15 protein-coding genes are annotated in these 16,434 nt (G+C 74.6%); 6 read left to right on the top strand and 9 right to left on the bottom strand.

The genetic code is table 11. The features are described 5' to 3' along the window. Nucleotides 1-78: 78 nt before the first annotated feature. Both F1C76_03940 and F1C76_03935 read left to right on the top strand, forming a co-directional pair. The gene (locus tag F1C76_03940; protein QNG35857.1) at nt 79-1,860 is read left to right on the top strand and encodes a 3-hydroxyacyl-CoA dehydrogenase family protein; all 1,782 of its coding nucleotides are present in this window, start codon (nt 79-81) and stop codon (nt 1,858-1,860) included. Nucleotides 1,861-1,904: 44 nt separating this feature from the next. Further along, nucleotides 1,905-2,204 carry a hypothetical protein gene (locus F1C76_03935; protein QNG35856.1) on the top strand — a complete coding sequence of 100 codons (300 nt, stop codon included), beginning with the start codon at nt 1,905-1,907 and terminating at the stop codon, nt 2,202-2,204. On the opposite strand, the gene F1C76_03930 is transcribed toward F1C76_03935, so the two are convergent. The 7 genes from F1C76_03930 to F1C76_03900 all read right to left on the bottom strand — a co-directional run bounded on the left by F1C76_03930 (nt 2,201) and on the right by F1C76_03900 (nt 9,618). Next, on the bottom strand, nt 2,201-2,827 hold the full coding sequence (locus tag F1C76_03930; protein QNG35855.1) for a class F sortase: 627 nt from the start codon (nt 2,825-2,827) through the stop codon (nt 2,201-2,203). The two genes, F1C76_03935 and F1C76_03930, sit on opposite strands and share 4 nt — an antisense overlap. 28 nt (nt 2,828-2,855) lie before the next feature. After that, complete coding sequence (locus F1C76_03925; protein ID QNG35854.1) at nt 2,856-3,779, bottom strand: DUF4397 domain-containing protein; 924 nt, start codon at nt 3,777-3,779, stop codon at nt 2,856-2,858. A gap of 13 nt (nt 3,780-3,792) precedes the next feature. After that, entirely contained in the window at nt 3,793-5,454 is a 1,662-nt protein-coding gene (locus F1C76_03920) for a hypothetical protein (protein ID QNG35853.1), read from the bottom strand. A 176-nt stretch (nt 5,455-5,630) separates the two neighbouring features. Further along, nucleotides 5,631-6,710, bottom strand: coding sequence for a hypothetical protein (locus F1C76_03915; GenBank protein ID QNG35852.1), 1,080 nt, complete (start codon nt 6,708-6,710; stop codon nt 5,631-5,633). Nucleotides 6,711-6,807: 97 nt separating this feature from the next. Further along, nucleotides 6,808-8,139 (bottom strand): crotonyl-CoA carboxylase/reductase, encoded by a 1,332-nt coding sequence (gene ccrA, locus F1C76_03910; GenBank protein ID QNG35851.1) that lies wholly within the window; start codon nt 8,137-8,139, stop codon nt 6,808-6,810. A 72-nt stretch (nt 8,140-8,211) separates the two neighbouring features. After that, complete coding sequence (gene mce, locus F1C76_03905) at nt 8,212-8,673, bottom strand: methylmalonyl-CoA epimerase (GenBank protein ID QNG35850.1); 462 nt, start codon at nt 8,671-8,673, stop codon at nt 8,212-8,214. A gap of 108 nt (nt 8,674-8,781) precedes the next feature. After that, nucleotides 8,782-9,618: an alpha/beta hydrolase gene (locus F1C76_03900; protein ID QNG35849.1), complete on the bottom strand. Its 837-nt coding sequence runs from the start codon at nt 9,616-9,618 to the stop codon at nt 8,782-8,784. A gap of 148 nt (nt 9,619-9,766) precedes the next feature. Between F1C76_03900 and F1C76_03895 the strand changes: the two genes are divergently transcribed. Genes F1C76_03895 through F1C76_03885 form a run of 3 tightly spaced genes read left to right on the top strand, consistent with a single transcriptional unit; the run spans nt 9,767 to nt 13,423 of the window. Further along, nucleotides 9,767-10,972 carry an acetyl-CoA C-acetyltransferase gene (locus F1C76_03895; GenBank protein ID QNG35848.1) on the top strand — a complete coding sequence of 402 codons (1,206 nt, stop codon included), beginning with the start codon at nt 9,767-9,769 and terminating at the stop codon, nt 10,970-10,972. Between the two features lie 2 nt (nt 10,973-10,974). Beyond that, nucleotides 10,975-11,925, top strand: coding sequence for a methylmalonyl Co-A mutase-associated GTPase MeaB (gene meaB / locus F1C76_03890; protein QNG35847.1), 951 nt, complete (start codon nt 10,975-10,977; stop codon nt 11,923-11,925). A gap of 25 nt (nt 11,926-11,950) precedes the next feature. Continuing rightward, entirely contained in the window at nt 11,951-13,423 is a 1,473-nt protein-coding gene (locus F1C76_03885) for an NAD(P)/FAD-dependent oxidoreductase (protein ID QNG35846.1), read from the top strand. 86 nt (nt 13,424-13,509) lie between these two features. On the opposite strand, the gene F1C76_03880 is transcribed toward F1C76_03885, so the two are convergent. Continuing rightward, complete coding sequence (locus tag F1C76_03880) at nt 13,510-14,391, bottom strand: hypothetical protein (GenBank protein QNG35845.1); 882 nt, start codon at nt 14,389-14,391, stop codon at nt 13,510-13,512. 167 nt (nt 14,392-14,558) lie between these two features. Further along, nucleotides 14,559-15,110 (bottom strand): hypothetical protein, encoded by a 552-nt coding sequence (locus F1C76_03875; GenBank protein QNG35844.1) that lies wholly within the window; start codon nt 15,108-15,110, stop codon nt 14,559-14,561. 333 nt (nt 15,111-15,443) lie between these two features. On the opposite strand from F1C76_03875, the gene F1C76_03870 reads away from it, so the two are divergent. Next, the gene (locus F1C76_03870) at nt 15,444-16,427 is read left to right on the top strand and encodes a tetratricopeptide repeat protein (protein QNG35843.1); all 984 of its coding nucleotides are present in this window, start codon (nt 15,444-15,446) and stop codon (nt 16,425-16,427) included. Nucleotides 16,428-16,434: the final 7 nt, after the last annotated feature.

Genomic DNA, 16,434 nt, shown 5'->3' with positions numbered 1-16,434 from the left:
GGCCAGTAACCAGGTCTGGCAGACTCCGGCGGCACGGGCTGCGACGACGAGGTCGCGCCGTGACGAGGGAGTGGCACCGTGGCCAGAGAACTCAGCGAGGTCGGCGTCGTCGGACTGGGCACCATGGGTGCCGGGATCGTCGAGGTGCTGGCCCGGGCCGGGCTCCAGGTCACCGCCGTGGAGATCGACGACGCCGCCCTCGAGCGCGGTCGGGCCCACGTGCAGCAGTCCACCGACAAGGCCGTGGAGCGGGGCAAGCTCGACCTCGCCGACCAGGCCGCGATGCTGGACCGGGTCCGGTTCAGCACCGCCCTGACCGACCTGGCCGACGCCGAGCTCGTCGTCGAGGCCGTGCCCGAGCGGATGGAGCTGAAGACCGCGCTCTTCGCCGAGCTCGACGGCATCTGCCCGCCGGACACCATCCTGGCCACGAACACCTCGAGCCTGTCGGTGACCGAGCTGTCGGTGGCCACCGGCCGGCCGAGCAAGGTCGTCGGGATGCACTTCTTCAACCCGGCCCCGGTGATGAAGCTGGTGGAGATCGTCCGGACGGTGGTCACCGAGCCCTCGGTGGTCGAGGACGTGGAGGCGCTCGCTGCCCGGCTCGGCAAGACCGACGTGACCATCGGGGACAAGGCCGGCTTCATCGCCAACGCCCTGCTGTTCGGCTACCTCAACCACGCCGTCTCGATGCTGGAGAGCCGCTACGCCAGCCGGGAGGACGTCGACGCGGCCATGCGGCTGGGCTGCGGCCTGCCGATGGGCCCGCTGGCGCTGATGGACCTGATCGGCATCGACACCGCCTACGAGATCCTCGACACGATGTACCGACAGTCCCGGGACCGGCTGCACGCCCCGGCGCCGGTGATCAAGCAGATGATGACCGCCGGTCTGCTGGGCCGGAAGTCCGGGCGCGGCTTCTACACCTACGCCGGTCGCGACTCCGCCGAGGTGGTGCCCGACGCGGCCACCCCCGCCCCCGGGGGTTCGGCCGAGGGCGCACGGCCGGTGCGCCGGGTCGGCGTCGTCGGCTCCGGGACGATGGCCACCGGCATGATCGAGGTCTTCGCCAAGGGCGGCTACGAGACCCTGTTCGTCGCCCGCGCCCCGGAGAAGGTCGAGGCGGTGCAGAAGGCGCTGGCCAAGAGCCTGGACAAGCAGGTCGTCCGCGGTCGGCTCGACGAGGCCACCCGGGACGAGGTGCTCGGCCGGGTCACCGGCAGCACCGCGCTGGACGACCTGGCCGACGTCGACCTCGTCGTGGAGGCCGTGGTCGAGTCGCTGGCGGTCAAGCAGACGCTGTTCGCCGCCCTGGGCGAGATCTGCAAGCCCGAGGCGGTGCTCGCCACCACCACCTCGAGCCTGCCGGTCATCGAGTGTGCCAAGGCCAGCGAGCGCCCCGGTGACGTCGTCGGGCTGCACTTCTTCAACCCGGCGCCGGTGATGAAGCTGGTCGAGGTGGTCTCCACCATCGCGACCGCCCCCGACGTCGCGGCCACCGCGCACGCGGTCTGTGCCCAGCTGTGCAAGCACGCCGTCTCCTGCACCGACCGGGCCGGGTTCATCGTCAACGCGCTGCTGTTCCCCTACCTGAACGACGCGGTGAAGATGCTGCAGGCGCACTACGCCAGCGCCGACGACATCGACGCCGCGATGAAGGTCGGCTGCGGCTACCCGATGGGCCCCTTCGAGCTGCTGGACGTCGTCGGCCTGGACGTGTCGCTGGCCATCGAGCGGGAGCTCTACACCGAGTTCCGCGAGCCCGGGTTCGCCCCCGCCCCGCTGCTGGAGCACCTGGTCACCGCCGGCTACCTGGGCCGCAAGACCGGCCGGGGCTTCCGCGACCACACCTCCCGCTGACCACACGGCCCGCTGAGGCGCACGCCGGTACCGTCGTCCCCGACATGGGCAGGGGACGGCGGCGGCCGAACGCGACCGGCCGACCACCGCTCACCCGGCCCGAGCCGGTCGAGAGCGCGGGCGACGGCGACTGGGTGGTGCGCCCGGTCAGCGGGGCGGCCAGCACCCGCACCTACCGGTGCCCGGGGTGCGACCAGGAGATCCGGCCGGGGACGCCGCACGTGGTCACCTGGCCGGTCTACGCCCGGGACTCCGATCTCGACCCCTGGGACACCGAGTCCTCGGTGGACTGGCGCCGGCACTGGCACACCGTCTGCTGGCGTTCGCGGGACCGCCGGCACTAGACCTGGCGGGCGAAGACCACCACGTTGTCGGTGTAGCTGCGGCGGGAGCGGTCGAACTCCCCGCCGCAGGTGATGAGCCGCAGCTGGGCGTCGACGGTCGGCCCGTAGACCTCGGCGGTCGCGAACTCGGTCTTGGGGTACTCCGCGACCCGGGTGACCTCGAAGGTCACGGTGCTGCCGTCCGCACGTCCGACGAGCACCTGGGCGCCGACCTCGATCTCCTCGAGTCGGTAGAAGACCGCGGGTCCGCTGCGGGAGTCCACGTGGCCGGCGAGCACGGCCGGGCCGACCTGGCCCGGGGCCGGACCGGCGTCGAACCAGCCGGCCTGCTGGTAGTCCGCCGGGGGCACCAGGGCGCCGGCGTCGTCCACGCCGATGTCCACCAGGCTGCTGGCGAGTCCCACCGAGGGCACCGACACCGACACCGGCGCGGGCGCCGCACCGGTGGTCCCGGCGGCGGCCCGGATCTCCGGTGCGGGTGGCGAACCGGCCACGGTGGGGGAGGCCCCCGGCGCGGTGAGGGCGACGACCCCGGCGGTGACGGCGAGGACCGCCAGAGCCAGCCGCAGGGCGTTCAGCCCCGGGCGGCGACGGCGGTGCCGGTGGACGGCGTGCGTGGGCACGGCGCGGTCGCGCTGTCGGAGGAGGGGGTCAGGCCGCGTGCCGGGCGGCACCGGCGTGCCGGTGCGGCAGCCGACGGCCGGCGGTGGCCAGCAGCCCGACCAGGGCCACCGCGGCGACGGCCCCGAAGCCCACCGGGAGCAGGCTGCCGGCAGCGCCACCGCCGCCGGCCTCGACGCCGCCGGTCGGGACGACGCCCGGGGAGGCGGCGTCCAGCACGGTCTGCACCTCGACACCGGAACCGGTGTCCAGCAGCAGGACCGTGTAGGTGGAGCCGTCGGCGAGCTCGACGGGGAGGTCGGTCGTGGCGCTGGAGCCACCGCTCACCTGCAGGGTGGTCTGGCCGCCGGGGACGGTGACGTAGGAGCTCTGGTCGGGGAAGGCCAGCCCGGCCGCGACGTCGGCGCCGTCGGCCAGCGTGACGGTCGCCGGGCTGAGGGTCTGGGCGGCGTTGATGACCCGCGCCCGGGCGTCGCCGGCGGCGGGGAGCGTCAGGTCGTCGGAGATGACGGCCAGGCCGAGGTCGGCGAAGGTGCCGACGCCCGCGACGGTCCAGGCGGTGCCGGAGTCGACGGTGACGGTGGTGGACAGCACCGGGGCCGAGGTCGCCGCGGCACCGGCGGCCCGCATGGACACCGTGTAGGTGCCGGCCGGGACCGACTGGTAGCCCGAGACCGCGCCGTAGGAGACCCCGGCCAGCACGATGCCGGTGTCCGGCGTGCTCACCGAGTCGACGTAGACGTCGACGGAGGGGGTGTCGGGGGACAGGTGTGCCAGGCGGAGCATCCCGCCGTCGGCCGCGCTCGCCGCCGAGGTGCCACCGACCAGGGCGAGGAGCCCGGCGAGGAGCAGGACGGAGAGACCTCGGGTCAGCCGGGACGGCACAGTGCTCTCCTCGTGGTGCGGGGCGACGGGGGCGGACCGTGACCGGTCCGTCACCATGATGCCGGGCACCGGGCGGGTGCGCTCACCCGGAGGCGCCGCTGACCACCCGGTCGGGGTCGGGCAGGTGGTCGTAGCCGATCAGCAGCCCACCGGGGACGGCTTCGACCCGGTCGGGGGCGTACGGCGCGAGCTGCGCGTCGAGCCACGCGCGGACCACGTCGGCCAGTGCGGGGTCGTCGGCGAGCCGCACGCCGCCCACGCTGTCCACCACGGCCTCGCGGATCGTGGGCGCCACCTCGCCGGGCACCGTGGGCAGGGCCGACAACCCGACGCCGTACCGGGCCGCGATCCCGGCGAGCAGGGTCAGCAGCCGGGGGTCGACGTCCCCGGAGAGCAGGACGCCGGTGGCCTGCCCGGCGTCGGCGGTGGTGGGGTTGGTCAGCAGGGCGGCCGAGAGCTGCCGGCGGGACTCGGCCTGCTCGGCGGTCGGCGGGACCGTCCGGGGGTCGACGACGACGAGTGCGGTGGCCGGGTCCGAGCCGAACCGCGCGAGCACCTCGGCGTCGGTCCCGCCGCGGGTCACCACCAGCCCGCCGGGACCCACCGGGACGCCGTCCCGGGCGAGGTCGCGGGCCAGCAGGCCGGTGGCGGCCACCGGGGTGCCCGCCGGCACCTGCTCGGCCAGCCAGTCCACGAGGTCGGCCCGGTCGGCCGCGCCGAAGTCGTCGACCGGGGCGCGGGGGAGGGCCACCGCGGCCAGGACGAGTGCCGCGACCAGGCCGACCGCACCGAGTGCGGCAGCGGCCGGTCGCACCCGGGCCAGGCCGGGTCGCGCGGCCGACCACTGGACCAGAGCGCCGAGGAGCAGGGCACCGACGGGCAGGCAGACGACGAGGGCGGAGAACCGGCCGGGGGGCGCGACGGCGGCCAGCGTCGTGACGGCGAGGGCGGCTGCCGGGGGACGCCAGCGGGGGAGCACCCAGGCCGCCAGCGCCCCGGCGGCGAGCAGGGCGGCTGTGAGCAGGACCGACCGGGTCTCCCCGGCGGCCCACGGCGCGCTCACGTCGGGCTGGGGGTCCCAGCGGGGCAGCAGGAGCACCAGGCCCACGAAGACGGGGGCGAGCAGGCCGGCGATCACGAGCCGGGCGGTGCCCGACCAGCCGCGGGCGACCCGGTCCGCGGCCAGTGCGCCCGCCAGTCCGGCCACCACCAGCAGGGCGACGTCCGGCGCGAGCAGCACGGCGGGGACGACGGCGGGTGCGGCGGCCACCCGGGTCAGGACGTGCCGGGTCCGGGCGAGCAGCGCGGCCAGCAGCAGCCAGGGCACGGCCAGCGCGGCCGGGGTGCTGACCGCGTGCAGCACGACCAGCCCGGGCACCGCACCGAACGACAGCACGGCGACCGTGGCGGCGCCGTTGCCCAGTCCGGTCCGGCGGGCGACCCGCCACAGCAGCAGCGCCGAGACCACCAGGGTGGTCCACAGCAGCTCGCGGCCGGCAGCGGCGAGCCCGTCGTAGCGGTCGAACGCCCGGGTGACGGTGGCCCACGCGGCGGTGTGCAGGGTCCCCAGGCCCTCGGGGGTCAGGGGCGCGGGGGCCGGGCCCCCCTGCAGCCAGGACCAGGCCGGCGCGGTGAGCGCGCCGTCGTCGGCCAGCGGGGTGCTGCGGAGGTCACGGGCACCCACCAGGGCCGTGACCAGCACGGCAGACAGCGGGGCCAGCGCGTGCCACCGGGGCTCGGACACGGTCCCCCTCCACGGCGGGACCCGTCAGCACCAGCGAGACGGGTCGGTCTCCGTGTTGATCTTGCCACGCTGGGTGAGCAGAGGCCAGCCCGGGAACGCCGACCGCCCGCCTGCCGGAGGGGCGGACGGGCGGTGGTGGACCGTGCTGGTCGCCCCGTGCGGGGCCCTCGGGCAGGTCAGCGACGGGTCCCCTGCTGCACCGGCTGGCTGCCGGTGGCCGGGACGTCCCGGACGGCGGGCTGCACGGCGGTCGAGGGGCCGCCGTCGTCGTCCGTGGTGGTGGCCGGCGTGGCCGGCGGGGTCGCCGAGGCGGCCGTGGAGCCGGTCGACGCCGGCGCCGCCGGGGCGGACGGACGGCCGGCGCCGGCCTGCGCTGCGCCGGCGGGGGCCGGCTGGCCCTGCTGGGGCGTCGGGGCGGGCTGCTGCCGGGGCGACTCCGGGGCCTGCGGGTCGGGGCGGTCGCCCAGGTCCGGGAGCTTCGCGAGCAGGGTCCGCACCTCGTGCAACCGGGAGGTCAGCTCCTCCCGCACCCGGCGGATGGAGGCCGCCTGCGCCTCGGCGTCGGCGACGAGGCCGGCCGCGTGCTCCTGGGCGGCGGCCACCCGCTGCTCGGCGGCCTGCTGCGAGCCGCGGTCCCGCTCCTCCTCCAGGCGCGCGGCCTCGGTGCGGCGCGACCGCTGGGCGATCTCGAAGTCCTCCTCGATCTTGGTCCGCCGGGCCTGGGACTCGGCGTCGAGGCGGGCGACCCGCTCCTGGGCTGCGGTCAGCTGCTCCTCCGCGGCGGTCCGGGCCTCGGTGGTGGCCTGCTCGGCCTGCTGGCGGGCCTCGCCGACCAGTCGCTGGACCTCGGCCTCGGCGGCGGCGTGCCGTTGCCGGGCGGTCTGGTCGTCGGCGGCGATGCGCTCGCGGACCTGATCGGCCTCCTCCTGGGCGGACCGGCGGATCTCCGCGGCCTCCTCCTCGGCCAGCCGCAGCATGTGCGAGATGCGCTCGCCCATGTTCTCGAAGGTGGGCGCCCCGGCACTCGCGGCCTTGCGTCGCAGGCCCTCCATCTCCTGGTGCAGCGCCGAGAGCTGGGCGGCCAGGTCCGACGAGCGGGTCGCGGCGGCGTCCCGGTCGGCCATCGTGACGCGCAGGTCGGCGTCCAGGCGTTCGATGGCCTCGGCCACCTGGTCGCGGTCGTAGCCCTTGCGGACCACCTCGAAGGAGTAGGTGGCCTCGCGGAGCGGCAGCAGGTCGGGGCGGGGGTCGCTCATGACCTGATCCTCGCAGAAGACGAGCCCGATGGAACGGCCCCGTCGCCGGGTCCCGCCGCGTGCGGAGCACGTGGTGGGGGGCGACGGGGTCCTTCCTTCACAGTCCGCGGAAGCGGTTGATCGCGTCCAGGTGCTGGGCCCGCTTGGCCTCGTCGCGCACGCCGAGCCCCTCCTCGGGGGCCAGGGTGAGCACGCCGACCTTGCCCTGGTGGGCGTTGCGGTGGACGTCGAGGGCGGCCTGGCCGACGTCGTCCATGCCGTAGACCTTGGACAGCGTGGGGTGGATCAGGCCCTTGTCGATGAGCCGGTTGGCCTCCCACGCCTCGCGGTAGTTGGCGAAGTGCGAGCCGATGATCCGCTTGAGGTTCATCCAGAGGTACCGGTTGTCGTACTCGTGCATGTAGCCGCTGGTCGAGGCGCAGGTGACGATCGTGCCGCCCTTCTTGGCCACGTAGACGCTGGCGCCGAAGGTCTCCCGGCCCGGGTGCTCGAAGACGATGTCGGGGTCGTCGCCGCCGGTGAGCTCCCGGATCTTCTTGCCCAGCCGCTGCCACTCCTTCTGGTCCTGGGTGGCCTCGTCCTTCCAGAAGGCGTAGCCCTCGGCCGAGCGGTCGATCACCAGGTCCGCGCCCATCCTCCGGACGATCTCGGCCTTCTCCGGGCTGGAGACCACGCAGACCGGGATGGCGCCGCCGTTGAGGGCCATCTGGGTGGCGTAGGAGCCCAGCCCGCCCGAGGCGCCCCAGATCAGGACGGTGTCGCCCTGCTTCATGTTCGCGCCGTTGTGGCTCACCAGCTGGCGGTAGGCCGTGGAGTTGACCAGCCCCGGGGCGGCCGCCTCCTCCCAGGTGAGGTGGGCGGGCTTGGGCATGAGCTGGTTGCTCTTGACCAGCGCGAGCTCGGCCAGACCGCCGAAGTTGGTCTCGAAGCCCCAGATCCGCTGCTGCGGGTCCATCATCGTGTCGTCGTGGCCGGCCGGGTCCTCCAGCTCCACGGACAGACAGTGCGCGACCACCTCGTCGCCGGCCTTCCACCGGTTCACCCCGGGGCCCACCTGCAGCACGACGCCGGCCAGGTCCGAGCCCACCACGTGGTAGGGCAGGTCGTGCTTCTTCGTGAGCTCGGAGAGCTTGCCGTAGCGGGCCAGGAACCCGAACGTGCTCACCGGCTCGAAGATCGACGTCCACACGGTGTTGTAGTTCACCGAGCTGGCCATCACGGCGACGATCGCCTCGCCGGGCCCGAGCTCGGGGGTGGCCACCTCCTCCACGTGGAGGGACTTCCGTGGGTCCTTCTCCTTGGTGGGCAGGCCCTCGAACATGTCCTGCTCGTCCTTGCGCACCAGCACCGCTCGGTAGGAGTCCGGCACGGCCAGCCCCCCGATGTCGCTGAGGTGGTCGGACAGGATCGCGTCCCTGATCTCGTTCACGTGTGTCTCCCGGGTCGTCGTTGGCTCGGAGGAGCGGGTGGTGCGTTGTCGGATGTTACTGGCGAGTAGTGATCAGTGGTGTGCGGCCGGCTCGACGAGCTCGACGAGCACGCCCCCGGCGTCCTTGGGGTGCACGAAGTTGACCCGGCTGCCCGAGGTGCCCCGTCGGGCCTGGTCGTAGAGCAGGCGCAGGCCACGCTCACGCAGCACGGCACTGACCGCGTCCAGGTCCGCGACCCGGAAGGCCAGCTGCTGCAGACCCGGCCCGGACCGCCCGATGAACTTCGCGATCGTGGACTCCGGCGTCAGGGGGGCCAGGAGCTGGATGCGGGTCTGGCCGTCGCCGACGGCGAGCATCGCCTCGCGGACGCCCTGCTCCTCGTTGGTCTCCTCGTGCACCGACCGGATGCCGAAGGCCCGGTCGTAGAAGGCGATCGCCTCGTCCAGGTCGGGGACGGCGATCCCCACGTGGTCGATCGTGGTGAACAGCTCGGTGGGCAGGCCGGTGGGGCTGGCGGCTTCGTCGACGCTCATGGGCGCATGCTGCCGCGCACCGGCGTCGCGGGCAGCCCCGGGAGGCGGTGACCCTGGACACAGCGGTGCCCGCCGCCCCGGGGGGACGACGGGCACCGGTGGGGGCTCCTACTTGGCCAGGAACTGGACGAGCGCGGTGTTGAACTCCTGCGGGTGGCTGGCGTTGATGCCGTGCGGGCCGCCCTCGATGACGACCAGCTCGGCGCCCTCGATCAGCTCCGCGGAGCGCTTGCCGGAGACCTCGAAGGGGACGACCCCGTCGCTGTCGCCGTGGATGACCAGGGTCGGCACGGTCATCTTCGCGACGTCGCCGCGGAAGTCGGTGCGGCCGAAGGCGGTGATGCAGTCCAGCGTGCCCTTGGGGGAGGCCACGTTGGCGATCTGCCGGGCGAAGGCCTTCTGCGCCGAGCTCACCAGGTCGCCCTTGTCGCCGGCGGCGAAGAAGTTCTCGGTGAAGTCCTCGAGGAAGGCGAACCGGTCACCGGTGACGCCGGCCTGGAAGGACTCGATGGTGGCGTCGTCCAGCCCGCCGTCGGGGTTGTCGTCGGTCTTGTAGAGGTACGGCGGGACGGCGGCGGCGAGCACGGCCGAGTGGATGCGGTCGGTGCCGTAGCGGGAGACGTAGCGGACCACCTCACCGCCACCCATCGAGAAGCCGACCAGGGTGACGTCGGTCAGGTCGAGGTGGGTGAGCAGCGCGTCCAGGTCGGCGGCGAAGGTGTCGTAGTCGTAGCCCTCGAACGGCTTGGACGACTCGCCGAAGCCGCGGCGGTCGTAGGTGACCACGCGGTGGCCGGCCTCGACCAGCGCGGGGACCTGGGCCTCCCACGACTTCCCCGACAGCGGCCAGCCGTGGATCAGCACGACCGGACGGCCGGAGCCGTGGTCCTCGTAGTAGAGGTCGATCGGTGCGCTGTTCTCGGTGCCGACGGTCAGCGTGGCCATGGTGTTCCTCCTGGGTCTCGGGACGAAGTCGGTTGTGCACTACCCGTCTGCCGGGCACGTACACCCGGCACCTGCACCCCGGCCCGCCCTATCCTCGGAGACCGGACGAGGCTGCCAACGAGGGTGGCCGGACCGAGTGGAGGCCCGCATGACCCGACCCGCAGCCAAGAACCGTTCCGTCATCGTCGGAGGCGCCCGCACCCCGATGGGTCGACTGCTCGGCTCGCTCAAGGACTTCTCGGCAGCCGACCTGGGCGGCGTCGCCATCAAGGGCGCCCTGGAGAAGGCCGGCATCACCGGCGACCAGGTCGACTACGTGATCATGGGCCAGGTCATCGGGGCCGGCGCCGGCCAGAACCCGGCCCGTCCGGCCGCGGTCGCCGGCGGCATCCCGATGTCGGTGCCCTCCTTCACCCTGAACAAGGTCTGCCTGTCCGGGCTGGACGCGATCGCGCTGGCCGACCAGCTGATCCGCGCCGGTGAGTTCGACGTCGTCGTCGCCGGGGGCATGGAGTCGATGACCCAGGCCCCACACCTGCTGGCGAACTCCCGCTCGGGCACGAAGTTCGGCGACACCGCGCTGGTGGACTCGATGAGCCACGACGGGCTGTCGGACACCTTCGACCAGGTCGCCATGGGCGTGCTCACCGAGCAGCACAACGCGCAGTACTCCCTCACCCGCGAGGAGCAGGACGCCTTCGGTGCGGCCAGCCACCAGCGCGCGGCGGCGGCCCACAAGAACGGCCTGTTCGACGACGAGATCGTGACCGTCTCCATCCCGCAGCGGAAGGGCGACCCGATCGAGTTCCGCGAGGACGAGGGCATCCGCGCCGACACCACGACGGAGTCCCTGGGTCGGCTCAAGCCGGCGTTCGCGAAGGACGGCACGATCACCGCCGGCACGGCCTCGCAGATCTCCGACGGTGCCGCCGCGGTCGTGGTGATGAGCGCGGCCAAGGCCGCCGAGCTCGGGCTCACCGTGCTGGCCGAGATCGGCGCGCACGGCGTCGTCGCCGGCCCGGACGCCTCGCTGCAGCAGCAGCCCTCCCGGGCGATCGCCGCGGCCTGCGCCCGCGAGGGCATCGACCCGACCGACCTGGACCTCGTCGAGATCAACGAGGCCTTCGCCGCGGTCGGCATCGTCTCCACCCGGGAGCTGGGCCTCGACCCGGAGCGCGTCAACGTCAACGGCGGGGCCATCGCGCTGGGCCACCCGGTGGGCATGAGCGGCGCCCGGATCGCCCTGCACCTCGCGCTGGAGCTCAGGCGCCGCGGCGGCGGCGTCGGTGCTGCCGCGCTGTGCGGCGGCGGCGGCCAGGGCGACGCCCTGGTCCTGCACGTGCCCGCCGCCTGAGCGTGGGACGCCGCTCCCCGGACGTCGGTGCGCTCGTCACCGGCGCCCGGGACGGCGACCCCCGGTCGGTGGCCCGGCTGATCTCGCTGGTCGAGCAGGAGAGCCCCCTGCTGCGCGAGGTCGCTGCCGCCCTGGCCCCGCACACCGGCAACGCCCAGGTGCTGGGGGTCACCGGCCCGCCCGGCGTGGGCAAGTCCACGTCGACGACGGCGCTGGTGACCGGTCTGCGGGTGGCCGGCAAGCGGGTCGGGGTGCTGGCCGTCGACCCGTCCTCGCCGTTCTCCGGTGGTGCCCTGCTCGGGGACCGGGTCCGGATGGGCGTCCACGCCGAGGACCCCGGGGTGTACGTCCGGTCGATGGCCTCCCGCGGCCACCTGGGCGGGCTGTCCTGGGCCACCCCGCAGGCGCTGCGGGTGCTGGACGCGGCGGGCTGCGACGTCGTCGTCGTGGAGACCGTGGGGGTGGGTCAGTCCGAGCTGGAGGTGGCCTCGCTGGCCGACACCACGCTGGTGCTGGTCGCGCCCGGGATGGGCGACGGGGTGCAGGCGGCCAAGGCCGGCATCCTGGAGGTCGCCGACGTGCTGGTGGTCAACAAGGCCGACCGGGACGGCGCCGACCGCACCGCCCGCGAGCTGCGCTCGATGCTGACGATGGCGCCCGCGTCGGGCTGGACGCCGCCGGTGCTGCGGACCGTGGCGGCCCGGGACGAGGGGATCGACGAGGTGCTGGCCGCGGTCGAGGACCACCGCGGCTGGCTGGCCTCCTCGGGCGAGGGGGTGCGCCGACGTCGGGTGCGGGCCGCCCGGGAGGTCGAGGCGATCGCCGTCGGCGAGCTGCGCCGTCGGATGGGCGACGTGGGCGGTGCGGCCGCCATCGACGCGCTCGCCGACCGGGTGGTGGCCGGCGAGCTGGACCCGTACGCGGCCGCCGACGAGCTCGTCGGGCGGCTCTGACGCGCAGCGGGGCAGACTGGCGCCCATGACCTCGAAGCCGGACGCCGTCGTCGTCGGAGCCGGCCCGAACGGACTGGCCGCGGCCCTGCGCCTGTCGGCCGCGGGCCTGCGGGTGCAGGTCGTCGAGCGGGGCGACCGGCCCGGCGGCGGGATGCGCACCGAGGAGGTCACCCTCCCCGGGTTCCAGCACGACATCTGCTCCGCGGTGCACCCGATGGGCGTGGCCTCGCCGTTCTTCCGGGAGTTCGACTGGGAGTCCCGCGGCGTGCGGATGCTGCACCCCGAGGTGGCCTACGCCCACCCCCTGGACGGGGGCCGCGCCGCGCTGGCGTACCGCTCGCTGGAGCAGACCGCCGCCGGGCTGGGCGCCGACGGCGACGCCTACCGGATGCTGTTCGGCGAGCTGGTGGAGCACGGCACCGACGTCATCGACTTCTTCCTGTCCTCGGCGTTCCGCCGGCTCCCCACCCGCAGCATCCCGGCGATCACCCGCTTCGCGCTCAACGCGTTGCCCAACGTCAGCTGGCTGGCCCGCAAGGCCTTCGACGGCGACCAGGCGCAGGCGCTGCTCGGCGGGGCGGCGGCGCACGGGATGCTCGACCTCACCCGGCCGCTCACCGCCGGCCTCGGGATGGTGCTGTCGATGCTGGCCCACCACCGCGGCTGGCCGCTGCCCGAGGGCGGCACCCAGAAGATGGCCGACGCCATGGTCACCGCCCTGGAGCAGCAGGGCGGCTCGGTCGAGCTCGGCCACGAGGTCACCGACCTGCGCGAGTTCGACGGCGTCCCCGCGGTGCTGCTGGACACCTCGCCCGGCGCCTTCGTGGCGATGGCCGGCGACCGGATGCACCCCGGTTACGCCCGCTGGGTGACCCGCTACAAGCACGGGCCCGGGGTCTTCAAGATCGACTGGGCACTGTCGGACCCGGTGCCGTGGACGCACCCCGACGTCCGCCGGGCCGGCACGCTGCACGTGGCCGGCACCCTCGCCGAGACGATCGCCGGCGAGGCTGCGCCCGCGGCCGGTCGGATCACCGACAAGCCGTACGTGCTGGCCGTGCAGCCCACCGTGGTCGACCCGACCCGGGCGCCGGAGGGCAAGCACGTGTTCTGGGCCTACGTGCACGTGCCGCACGGCTCGACGGTGGACATGACCGAGCAGATCGAGGCCCAGGTCGAGCGCTTCGCCCCGGGGTTCCGGGACACGATCCTGGCCCGGGCGACGATGACGGCGCCGCAGATGGAGCAGTGGAACCCCAACGACGTCGGCGGGGACATCTCCAACGGCGAGGCCTCGCTGCGCCAGATGCTCGCCCGCCCGGTGCCCCGCTGGAACACCTACCGGACGCCCATCGACAACGTCTTCCTCGCCTCGGCGGCCACCCCGCCCGGCCCGGCCGTGCACGGGATGTGCGGCGACAACGCCGCCCGGGTCGCCCTCAAGCGCGTCTTCGGCGTCCGCGACGTCCCCCGCCTGAAGCCCGCCCTCCCGTCCTGACCCCGCTCCAGGGGCGCTCCGGGGGCGCTCCAGGGGCGCTCGATGTGACATCGAGCGGCATCCCACGGTGCTGATGCTGCAAGGAGTCACATCGAGCGGCGCAGCTCTCGCTCGATCCGGGCGATCAGGGCCTTCGGGTTCCGGAGGTCGCCGGCGGTGACGAAGACGACCCGCCACCCGGCTGCCGTGAGCCGGTTCAACCGGGCCCGGTCCCGGCGGAACTGGGTCGGGTCGCCGTGCCACAGCCCGTCGTACTCCACGGCGACCCGTTGCTCGGGCCACCCGAAGTCGACCCGGGCGACCTCCCGCCTGCCGTGCACCACGCGGAACTGGGCCACCGGCCGGGGGAGCCGGGATCGGTGCAGCAGCAGGCGCAGCAGGGTCTCCTGCGGGGACCCGGCCAGACCGTCGGCCAACCGGACCACGACCTCGGCCTGGCGGGCCCCCCGCGCCGCGTCGGCCGCGGCTGCCGCCAGCAGCTCGGACGCCGTCACGGGGACGCCGGCCAGGAAGCGGTCCACCAGCACTACGGCCTCGTCCCGAGGAGCGGCGACGGCCAGGTCGAGACCAGTGCGCAGGAGAGACGTCACCGGGACCCGGTGCCGCACGACCACGTCGGTCGGCGGCAGGCTCCTGCGTCGGACCTGGATGCCCTGGACCCGTCCGGAGGTGCAGCCGGGTGGCAGCGTCAGCTCGACGTCGTCGTCCGGGCCGGCCAGGTCGACGCCCCACAGGACGGCGGCGCTCCGCCCGGTCGCGACGGCACCGGGCAGCAGCAGCCGCGCGGCTGCCTCCGTGCGCAGCTGGTGTGTCCGGACGACGTCGGGCCCGGCGTGGACGTCGCGGAAGAGCCTGTGGAAGGCCCGGGACCGCAGCTGTGCCCGGGTCAGGTCACCGCGGGCGACGGCCTCCGACCCGCGGAAGACGGTGGCGCGCAGTCGGGGTGGACAGGCCGGGGTGGGGGGCACCGACGCATCGTCGAGTACCGGGGCCGCCGCCCGCTCCCGCCGTCCACAGCCCTGGCCCCTGCACCCGCGGGCCCCGGATGTGACAACGAGCGGTGACGAGAGGGCCCGACACCGCTCGATGTCACATCGGGCGGGGACCGGAGGGCAGGGGCCCGGGAGACGCGGGGCTACGCGACGCGGCGGGCCGTGGTGTAGCCGGCCATGTCCACGCTGCTGACGGTCACGCCGGTGCTCGAGTTGAGCGCGTTCACGATCTGGCCGTTGCCGACGTAGACCCCGACGTGGCTGACCGGGGAGTAGTAGAAGACGAGGTCACCCGGGATCAGGTCGGCCCGGGACACGAAGTGGCCGACCTGCGCCTGGGCGCTGCTGGTGCGCGGCAGCGCCACACCGTGCGCGGCGAACGCAGCGGTGGTCAGGCCGGAGCAGTCGAAGGACGCGGGACCGTTGCCGCCGTAGGCGTAGCCCTTGCCCACCTCGGCCAGCGCGGTCTCGGCGGCGGCCTGGGCCACGGGGGAGGGGGTGGCGGCGACGGCGGCCGTCGCGGCCGCCGGTGCGGCGGTCTGGGCCGAGGCGACGCCGGGCAGCACGCCGACGGACAGGGCGGCCGCAGCGGCGCCGGTGACGACGACGCGGCTCAGGCGCCCGAGCAGCGGCCGGGGGGAGCAGGACTGGGTGGGGTCGGTGGTCGCCATCGGGCGGCACTCCCTTCCTCGCATCGACCGCCGGTCCTCACGGGCACGCCACGGACGGGCGGTCCGGGGGAGAGGAGCAGGGGCAGGGGCGCTCGACGGCAGCCCCACGGGCCCTCCGGCTCGACCGGCGGTGCCGTCCCGGTGCGACCCGGTGCGGGTGGCGGTTACCGGGGACGGCGAGCCACACCGTAGACAGACGCGGGGGGAGGACCGCAAACCCGCCGGGAGCCCTCCCGGTCGGTGCTCCCGTGCAGGTCAGAGGCGCACAACCGGGGGCTGGAGCGGTTCTGGGGTGACCGGTGTCACCAGGGTGGGCGGCCCTCGGCGTGGCCGACCCGGCGGTGGGATGATCGGGGGATGCAGCCGAACCGCCCCGCCCGCCCCGGTCCGTCCTCCGACCCGCGCGCCGCGGCGCAGCAGGCGCAGATGGCCGCCTCGCTGGCCGGTGCCGTCGACCTGGCCGCGGTGAAGGCCCGCTCGGACGCTGCCGCCCGCGCCGCGGCCGCCCCGCCGCCGAGTGCGACCGCCCCGGCCGGCGCCCCCGGCGGTGCCGTGGTCGACGTCGACGAGGCCACCTTCCAGACCGAGGTGATCGACCGTTCCTTCCAGGTCCCGGTCGTGCTGGACCTGTGGGCCGAGTGGTGCGGGCCCTGCAAGCAGCTCTCCCCTGTGCTGGAGAAGCTCGCCGTCGAGGGTGGCGGCGCGTGGGTGCTGGCCAAGGTCGACGTGGACGCCAACCCCAACCTGGCCCAGGGCCTCAAGGTGCAGGGCATCCCCGCGGTCAAGGCGGTCTGGCAGGGCCAGCTGGTCGCCGAGTTCACCGGCGCCATCCCCGAGGACCAGGCCCGCCAGTTCGTCACCGAGCTGGTCGGCGCCACCACCGGTGGCGGGCTGCCTGAGGGTGCCGAGGGCACTGAGCCCGAGGAGCCCGAGGACCCCCGCCTGGACGCCGCCGAGGCGGCGCTGGACCGTGGCGACCTGGCTGCTGCCGAGGCCGCCTACCAGCAGGTCCTCGACGCCGAGCCCGCGCACCCGGTCGCCTCGCTGGCGATCAAGCAGGTGCAGCTGTTCCGGCGGGCCGAGGAGGCCGGCCCGAACGCGCTGGCCGAGGCCGACGCCGCCCCCGACGACGTGGCCGCGCAGACCCGGGCCGCGGACTTCCTGCTGGGCACCGGGGACGTCGACGGGGCCTTCGCCCGGCTGCTGGACGTCGTCCGTCGCACCGCCGGTGAGGACCGGGACGCAGCCCGGGTGCACCTGGTCGAGCTGTTCAGCGTGGTCGGCGACGAGGACCCCCGGGTGGGGGCCGCTCGCCGCCAGCTGTCCGCCGCGCTCTTCTGAGCGGGCG

The sequence above is a fragment of the Geodermatophilaceae bacterium NBWT11 genome (genome assembly GCA_014218215.1).
GTDB lineage: Bacteria > Actinomycetota > Actinomycetes > Mycobacteriales > Geodermatophilaceae > Klenkia.
The sequence above is the reverse complement of the archived record's forward strand: the minus strand, read 5'-3'. Positions and strand labels throughout refer to the sequence as shown.

Excerpts from the sequence above, each read along its gene's own strand:
- F1C76_03935 (QNG35856.1), top strand. The coding sequence starts at position 1,905 with ATGGGCAGGGGACGGCGGCGGCCGAACGCGACCGGCCGACCACCGCTC.
- F1C76_03915 (QNG35852.1), bottom strand. The coding sequence starts at position 6,710 with ATGAGCGACCCCCGCCCCGACCTGCTGCCGCTCCGCGAGGCCACCTAC.
- mce (QNG35850.1), bottom strand. The coding sequence starts at position 8,673 with ATGAGCGTCGACGAAGCCGCCAGCCCCACCGGCCTGCCCACCGAGCTG.
- F1C76_03900 (QNG35849.1), bottom strand. The coding sequence starts at position 9,618 with ATGGCCACGCTGACCGTCGGCACCGAGAACAGCGCACCGATCGACCTC.
- F1C76_03895 (QNG35848.1), top strand. The coding sequence starts at position 9,767 with ATGACCCGACCCGCAGCCAAGAACCGTTCCGTCATCGTCGGAGGCGCC.
- F1C76_03885 (QNG35846.1), top strand. The coding sequence starts at position 11,951 with ATGACCTCGAAGCCGGACGCCGTCGTCGTCGGAGCCGGCCCGAACGGA.
- F1C76_03875 (QNG35844.1), bottom strand. The coding sequence starts at position 15,110 with ATGCGAGGAAGGGAGTGCCGCCCGATGGCGACCACCGACCCCACCCAG.
- F1C76_03870 (QNG35843.1), top strand. The coding sequence starts at position 15,444 with ATGCAGCCGAACCGCCCCGCCCGCCCCGGTCCGTCCTCCGACCCGCGC.